The 2,017-nt window shown below is 41.9% G+C and carries 3 protein-coding genes and 1 pseudogene; 1 reads left to right on the top strand and 3 read right to left on the bottom strand.

From position 1 onward, the window contains the following. Window positions 1-282: pseudogene (locus ACRCJ0_RS12805) on the top strand (hypothetical protein); the annotation flags it as partial. 147 nt (window positions 283-429) lie between these two features. Here the strand turns inward: ACRCJ0_RS12805 and ACRCJ0_RS12810 are convergent. From ACRCJ0_RS12810 to ACRCJ0_RS12820, 3 genes are all read right to left on the bottom strand, one after another. Next, the gene (locus ACRCJ0_RS12810) at window positions 430-702 is read right to left on the bottom strand and encodes a DUF896 domain-containing protein (RefSeq protein ID WP_431390671.1); all 273 of its coding nucleotides are present in this window, start codon (window positions 700-702) and stop codon (window positions 430-432) included. 23 nt (window positions 703-725) lie between these two features. Then, window positions 726-1,343 carry an alpha/beta hydrolase gene (locus ACRCJ0_RS12815; protein ID WP_431387805.1) on the bottom strand — a complete coding sequence of 206 codons (618 nt, stop codon included), beginning with the start codon at window positions 1,341-1,343 and terminating at the stop codon, window positions 726-728. Between the two features lie 14 nt (window positions 1,344-1,357). After that, a partial coding sequence (locus ACRCJ0_RS12820; RefSeq protein WP_431390672.1) for a VOC family protein occupies window positions 1,358-2,017 on the bottom strand: 660 nt, incomplete at its 5' end.

The raw sequence follows: 2,017 nt of genomic DNA on the forward strand, positions 1-2,017 counted from the left end.
ATCAGTAGTGGTAATCCAAATGGTGAAAATCTTACTGAATGGACAGAGTGGCAGAAAGACGCAGATGAGAATATATTGTTCCTAGATGCTGATGATTCAGTTGCAATAGCAAAAATGGGCAAGAAAGAATTTGATTACGCATCAGTTTTAGCAGCAATTGAAAATGACCGCTCGATTACAGAAGAACAAAAGGCTGACTTATTATCTGAAGTTATGAACGGCCGTTGGTTCAGTTATGAGTTAGATAAAAAATATCATAATCTATCTGAATATGATCAATAGTAGTCCTAACTAGTGTTGGGGGAATTTTTAGAAATTTCCTCCAGCACTAGTTTTAATTATTGCTACTATTTACTATGGTATTACAAAAAATACAGGACAGACATCTATTTATATAAGCGTCTAGTCCTGTATTTGTGATGCATTATTCTATTTGTCAGCGTCAGTTGAATCTTCAGCCTTTTTTTCTTGTTCAGCAGCTTGTTTTTTCTTGGCGTCGCGAACGGCTTGCGGTGTCATATCAGTACCCTCAGGGTCGATTACCCGCGTGTTTAAAATAATGTCGTTGAAGGCTGAACGGAATTGTTTCAAGTAAACTTGGCGCAACTCTTTTTGTTCAACTAGTTCTTCTTCAGTGATCGTGCCAGCTTTTTTCTTAGCAGCTAGCTCGTTAATGCGTTTTAATAATTGATCAGAATCCATTGATTATCATTCCTTTTTTTGTATTAGCCAACAGCGGTAGCGTACCATCCTTTCGCTGCTTGTAATTCAGGCATAGATAAGGAATGGCCGTAGTTTTCCCAATGAAGGGTAACTGGGCTACCAGCCGATTCTAGGCTGGTTTTAAGTTCATCACTTTCGCTTGGCGCACAGATTGGGTCGTTGAAACCAGCACCAATAAAGACAGGTGTGTGCGTCAAGTTGGGCATAGTTCCATCTCTAAATGGTACCATAGGGTGGAGTAAGATCGCGCCCTTAAAAGGGTTGTCAAATAGGTATAAAACACCGCCAGCAATATTTGCGCCATTTGAATAACCAATTGGCACTACTTTAGCTGGATCGAACCCTTTTTCCGTTGCCAAGGTTCCTATGAAATTATACAGGTCTTTGGCATGGTATTTCAAGTTTTCGATGTCTAAGTTGCCTTCACCGTGGCGTTTGAAGAAACGATTCATGGGTCCTTCAGGCTCGTTACCGCGCAATGATAGGATGTTGGCATTGGGATCGATAAATTGGGCAATGTCTAGTAGATCGTGCTCAGTTCCGCCTGTACCGTGTAAAAGTAGTAGGGTGTTGGCTTCAGCTTGGTTTTCTGCTGCTTGATAAATATATTCGTAACTCATAGATGAACTCCTTTTTAGAAATCTAGGGGTGTCAAGTTGGCTTTAATTTGGTCGATAATCGCTTCATGTTTGGCTGGGTAGAATAATTGGCTACCAAGTTCTTCAAACGTCTCGTTCCAAGTAAAACCTGGGCCAGCAGTCGCTAATTCAATCAAAATGCCGCCGCGCTCGCGGAAGTATAAGGATTTGAAATAGTCACGGTTCTTGATATCGCTAGTGTGGTAACCACGTTGTTGGGCCACTTCTAGCCAATAGTTTAAGGCCTCTTCGTCCGCCACTTCAAAGGCGATGTGGTGAACTGTACCGATAGCCATTTTACCAAAAGAATCAGCAGTTTTTCGAATATCTAGCCATTCCTTCCGTTCACCAGGTGCTTGTAGACGGATATATTGGTCGTCCTCGCCCACCTTATGCCAACCGAAAACTTGGTCGAACAATTCAACCGTATGGTCAGGGCGGTGACTATATAAAACCGCACCAGCAAAACCTTGAATAGCTGTTTCAGGCGTAATATCGTCGACTGCGTAAGTATTGGCCTTACCCCAATCCTTTTCAACCAGCTCAATATTTAAATTATGGAAATCTTTGACGAGAATTGTTGCATTGTCAAAACGGCTACCGCGGGCAAATTGAATGCCTTTGGCTTCCAAGCGGTTAGCCCAGAAATCTAAACT

It is taken from the genome of Aerococcus sp. L_32 (genome assembly GCF_050689315.1).